Raw genomic sequence first — 6,018 nt, 5'->3', positions numbered from 1 at the left:
CGGGAGCAATGTCGGGATCGAAGTCGCGGGCCTCAGCACCGTCCCCGCGGGTAAACCGATAGCCCTCACCGTCTATAAACCGGATGGCACAACCCTCAGCTCGACCACAGCGAGCAGCCCGGGCGGGGGATTTCTCAATCTCAGCAACCTGCCGGTCACCGGCACCTACACGGTGTTGATTGATCCCTACTACGGAGCCACCGCTACGATGCAGGTGAAGCTTGGTGCGACTGATCTGGTGCTGAGCGGCGCCACACTCGGCGCCCTCACCGCCAACCAAGACGGCTCCTACAACATCCCGGTCACCTTCACCGTCACCAATCAGGGCAATGTCACCGCGAAGGCAGTTTGGTTTGACATGGCCTACTTATCGGCGGATGCCACCCTCGACAACGCGGATCAAAATCTCTCCGGCTACAACTATCGCAACACCGATGTTGCCCCCGGCGCAAGCTATACGGTCACGGTCACCCACCGGACTCTGAGCACCACAGCTCCCGGCAACTATACCCTGTTCATCAAAGCCGACGGTCACGGTACTCAAGTGGGCGGCGCCAACACCAACACTGGCTATTTGGCAGAAGGCAATGAGGTCAATAATGTACAGGCCCTGACCTTGACCTTACCTACTAAGGCTGATCTCACGGTGAGCAGTGTAACCATTGGGGGCATCGTAAAAAACGCAAACAGTTCCTACAGTATTCCCGTCACCTTCACCGTCACTAACCAGGGCAGCATTGCCGCCAAATCATACTGGTTCGATCTGGCCTACTTGTCGGCCGACGCCACCCTCGACAATGCCGATCTCAATCTCTCCGGCTACAACTATCGCAACACCGATGTTGCCCCCGGCGCGAGCTACACGGTCACGGTCACCTACACGACGAGCACAACCACTACCGCAGGGGCCTATCGGTTATTTATCAAGGCGGATGGCCATGGCGCTCAGGTTGGCGGCACCAACACCGATAGCGGTAACGTGACGGAGAGCAATGAAACCAACAATGCCGCCTCAGTCGCAATAACGCTGCCATAAGATTCAGGAGTAAGACATGCAGCATAAGATAAGAAATACCCCCATCAAAGCAGCACTTCGCTATTCAATGGATGCACTTTTGGCCTCAGTGCTGCTAGCTTCCACCTCGAGTGTTGTGGACAGTGCAACATCCAACCGCTCAAACTCCATCCAGGTAGCGGCTGTCATCTCCTCGTTCGATAAGTCAAGCCCTCAACGCACCGCCCCCAATTTCCCTCGTAGAGATCACACCGCCACGGTGTTGTCCGACGGTTCGGTATTGATTTTGGGCGGTACGGATGCGAACGGCAAAATAGTGCCGAGTGCGGAGCGCTTCAACCTCTCCACTAATACCTTCGAGAAACTCACGGTCAATCTATTGCCGCGCGTAGGCCATACCGCCACGCTGCTTACCGATGGCCGCGTGCTGATTGTCGGCGGCCATGATGCACAGCATAACGTGCTTAACCAGGCGGAATTCTGGAACTCGCGGACCGGAGAGGTAGCAAAGCTTAGCGGGCCAGCGCGGACAAGCCATTCCGCGCAACTGCTCGCCGACGGCCGGGTCTTGATCGAGGGGGGTGTGGACGCCGCAGGTCATGCATTGAGCACGGCGGCCTTGTTCGATCCCGAGCAAAATCGTTTCGTGAATGGCGCGGACGCCGCCGCAACCGCAACCAAAACCAGCGCACCGCCAAGCTTAACCGGCTCCATCCCCACCGCCGAGGCGCAGGACTTCCCCGTGGATGGCGTGATTGCTTTACGCTTTTCCAAACCGCTCGACCCGGCAACGCTTAACGACAGCACCGTCACCTTGATCGGCCCTTCGGGCGTGACAGCTATTCGGGTGATCGCCGCCGAGGGAGGCAGGCTGGCCTTTATCGCGCCGAAGAGCGACCTGTGGCCGGCCTCATGGTACACATTGTTTGTGAAGGGCGCCGCAGATAACAATGCTGCACCGGTTCCCTTTACCACCTTCAACTTCCGCACCGCAAGCCTCGGCAGCGATGTTCAGCAAGCAGCTACCGATCACAGCGAGATACAGAATAGCGAAACCAGCACACTCACCAATGGCCAATCCTCCTCAAGCTCGTTTTCCACAGCAACAGATAGCCACAACACCGAAGCCGGTTCGGGGAAAACAGATAAGACACACGTCACTGCGCAAGGCGCGGACAAAACACCTGCCGCCGCCGACGATGATGAAGATTTCAAACCTGGCGAGCAACACAAGGGGGGGCGCTGGCGCACCGGCAAACCGCTGCCGGACTTTGTCCGCGCTATGCTGGATAACGATGAAGACATTCGAGATCACATTAAAGATCTGCGCAAGCGGCATCCGGTCCCGAGTCAAAACAGTGCTGTTTCAGAAAACACCGGCGAGACCGGTGTTGCCGGGACAGTACTGCGTCTGAATGATAAACCATTGGCGAATGTAACGGTTTCGCTCGGTGCTCTCTCGACCCTTACCGACGCCAATGGCCGCTTTACCCTCACCGGTGTACCTACAGGCCGTCATGAGCTAATCGTAGATGGCTTGACGGCCGGTAAAGGGGGCCAAAAGTACGCCCAGTTTGTCGTGGGCGTAGATGTCAAGGAAGGCCGGGTTACGGAGCTTTCTTATGCCCTGTATCTACCGCGTATTCGTGCTAAGGACTGGATAGACATTCCCTCGCCCACCACCAGCGAGGTCATCGCCACCCATCCCGATCTTCCAGGACTTGAAGTCCGTCTCCCCAAGGGCACGGTACTGCGCGACCGGCAAGGCAACATCCTTACACGCTTTGCCCTTGTCCCGGTGCCGCTTGATCGAGCGCCGTTTCCGACACCGGACAATTTCCCGATGTACTTCATGATTCACCCAGGCGGTGCCACGATACACGAGCTAGATCCGAACACTTCGCCGGGTGTACGTATTGTCTACCCGAACTACACCAACGACCCAGTGGGTACGCGACATAATTTCTGGCTCTACGATCCACGCCAGCGCGGGTGGTTCGTCTATGGCACGGCCCACGTCAGCGCCGATGGTCAGCACATTAAGCCAGATCCTGGTGTTGGCCTGCACGAGCACATGGCGGCCGGGCACAGTTTAGCCAACGGGCCACCGCCGCCCTTTCCTTCCCCCGCCCACTGTGGTGGAGGAGGAGGTGGTGGAGGAGGAGGTGGTGGCGGGGGGGGTCCCGCTCGGGGTGGTGATCCAGTAGACTGCCTGACCGGCCTGTTTCTGCATGAACGTACCGATGTCGAGCTGTCGGATGTGCTGCCTTTTGCCCTGAGTCGCACCTACCGCCCGGGCGACACAATCGTCCGCCCTTTCGGCATCGGCACCTCGCACAATTATGCAATGTACCTTCGTAATGCCACGCCAGGCACCTACGACAAGCAGCAGCTCATTCTTCCTGACGGGGCGCTCATTGACTTCCCGCGTACCGGTGGGACATCGTTACATGACAACTATGTATGGGAACACACCTCCTCGCCGACCCGATTTTATGGCGCCCGGCTCACGGCACCCTACGATCCCATCAATGGAGAAAGATGGGTGTTAACCCTCAAAGACGGCACTATCTATGAGTTCAGCCCCTATACGGGACTACTCAATAGCATCCGCGACCGCTTCGGCAACCGTTTGACGATCACCCGCAACGGCGGCCAGATTCAGCGCATCACCACGTCCAGCGGCCGTTACCTGGACTTCACCTATGATCTGAGCAACCGCATCACCCAGATCTAAGACCTGACTGGACGCACCTGGACATACGCCTACACCACCGCCGGCTATCTCGCCAAGGCTACCTATCCCGACGCCACCTTCGAGGAGTACACCTACGACACGGCCGGCCGCATGCTCACCGTGAAAGACCGTCGCGGCAACATCATGGTCACCAACGTCTATGACGCCAACGGGCGGGTCGCTAAGCAAACCTTGGCCGATGGCGGGATTTATCTGTTCAGCTATGTCACCGATACCGCCGGTAAGGTCACCCAGACCGATGTCACCGACCCGCGCGGCTTCGTGCGCCGCATCACCTTTCATAGTACCGGCTTCCCGGCCAGCGAGACCTATGCCCTAGGCCGCCCCGAGCAACAGAGCTACACTTTCACGCGGGACAACAACAGTGGCCTGCTACTCACGCGTACCGACACCCTGGGCCGCAACACCGCCTACACCTACGACGCCCAAGGCAACACCACCTCCGTCACCCGCCTGGCCGGCACCGCGAGCGCCGTCACCGACAGCTACACCTACACCGCCGACTACAACCAGCTTGCCACGTCCAAGAATCCCTTGGGCCACACCACCACCTACAGCTACGACAGCCTGGGCCGGCTCACCCAGCTTCAAGACCTGCTCGGCAACCTTAGCAAATTCACCTACAACAGCGCCGGCCAGGTACTCACCGTCACCGACCCGCTCAATCAGATCACCACCTTCAGTTACGACCTCAGCGATTTGCGCAGCGTTAACGACCCCCTGAACCGCACCACCACCTATTTCACCGACCTCCTCGGCCGCACCGCCGGCGTCACCGATCCCCAGGGCAATAAAACACTCTATACCTACGACAGCCTCGACCGCCCGGTCACGATCACCGACCCCCTAAACCAGAGCACCACGCTCAGCTACGACGGTAACAGCAACCTCCTCAAGGTCACCGATCCCAAAGCCAGCGTCACCCAATACACCTACGACGCCCGCAACCGCCTTGCCAGCCAGACCGATCCGCTCTTGAAGACCGAGACCTATCAATACGACGGCAACGGCAACCTCACCCGCTCCACCGATCGCAAGGGCCAAATCACCAACTACACCTACGACGCCCGCAACCGGCGCACCCAGACAAGCTTCGCCGATGCCAGCACCACCACCTACACCTATGACGCCGGCGACCGCCTCACCGCCCTCAACGACAGCCAAAGCGGCGCCATCACCCGCAGCTATGACGGCCTCAACCGCCTGCTCAGCGAAACCACCCCGCAAGGCACGATCAGCTACAGCTACGACACGGCCAGTCGGCGCACCGCCCTCACCGTCACCGGCCAGCCCGCGGTCACCTATACCTATGACAACGCCTCGCGGCTCACCCAAATCACTCAAGGCACGACCAGCACACTCCATACCTATGACGCGGCCAGCCGCAGAACCAGCCTCACCCTCCCCAACGGCATCGTAACGAACTACAGCCACGACCCTGCCAACCAGCTCACCGGTCTCAGCTATACCAAAGGCGCCACCAGCCTCGGCACCCTGCTCTACAGCTACGACACCCTCGGCCGGCGCACCGGCGCCACGGGGACACTGGCCGGCGCCGGCCTCCCCGCAGCACTCGCCAGCGCCACCCACAACGCCAACCACCAGCTCACCGCTTGGGGCGCCCAGGCCCTAAGCTATGACGCCAACGGCAACCTCCTGAGCGACGGCAGCAAGACCTACGCCTGGGATGCCCGCAATCGCCTCACCGGCATTACGGGAGGAACTCCCGCCAGCTTCAAATACGACCCCCTCGGCAGAAGAACCCAAAAGACCGTCGGCGCCGCCACCACCCAATTCCTCTACGACGGCCTCAATCCGGTGCAGGAGATCCTCCCCGGCAGCGGCGCCACTACCCCCACCGACACCGTCTGGGTGGACGACAGCCTGCCGGCCGGCGCCACCCCCAACGCCGTCACGACCTACGATGAGCCCTGGACCTGGGTGAGCAGCAACCCTGCCCCTTACTCCGGCACGCTCGCCCACCAATCCAAACTACAGGGCAGCTTCCACCAGCACTACTTCAGCAATGCCACCGCCACCCTCAGCGTCGGCGCCGGCGACACCCTCTACGCCCACGTCTACCTCGACCCCGCCAACCCCCCCAGCGAGGTCATGCTGCAATGGCAAGACAGCAGCGGTAGCTTTGAGCACCGCGCCTACTGGGGCGCCAACTCCATCGCCGGGGGCGTGAACGGCACCAACAGCCGCCGCTACATGGGCGCCCTGCCCGCCAAAGGCCAATGGG

General features: G+C 60.3%; 3 protein-coding genes. All 3 read left to right on the top strand.

Features of this window, described 5'->3' with window-relative positions:
• Positions 1–1,036, top strand: a 1,036-nt coding sequence (locus tag HY028_04940) for a hypothetical protein (GenBank protein ID MBI3344191.1), incomplete at its 5' end; no start/stop codon positions are given.
• Between the two features lie 16 nt (positions 1,037–1,052).
• Positions 1,053–3,752, top strand: a complete 2,700-nt coding sequence (locus tag HY028_04935; GenBank protein ID MBI3344190.1) for an Ig-like domain-containing protein — start codon at positions 1,053–1,055, stop codon at positions 3,750–3,752.
• Positions 3,753–3,863: 111 nt separating this feature from the next.
• Positions 3,864–6,018 (top strand): RHS repeat protein (locus tag HY028_04930; protein MBI3344189.1); only part of this gene is annotated, 2,155 nt, incomplete at its 3' end.

Source organism: Gammaproteobacteria bacterium (assembly GCA_016195665.1).
In the GTDB taxonomy this organism is placed as follows: domain Bacteria; phylum Pseudomonadota; class Gammaproteobacteria; order SURF-13; family SURF-13; genus JACPZD01.
Note: the sequence above shows the minus strand (reverse complement) of the source record. Positions and strands in the feature narration are given on the sequence as shown.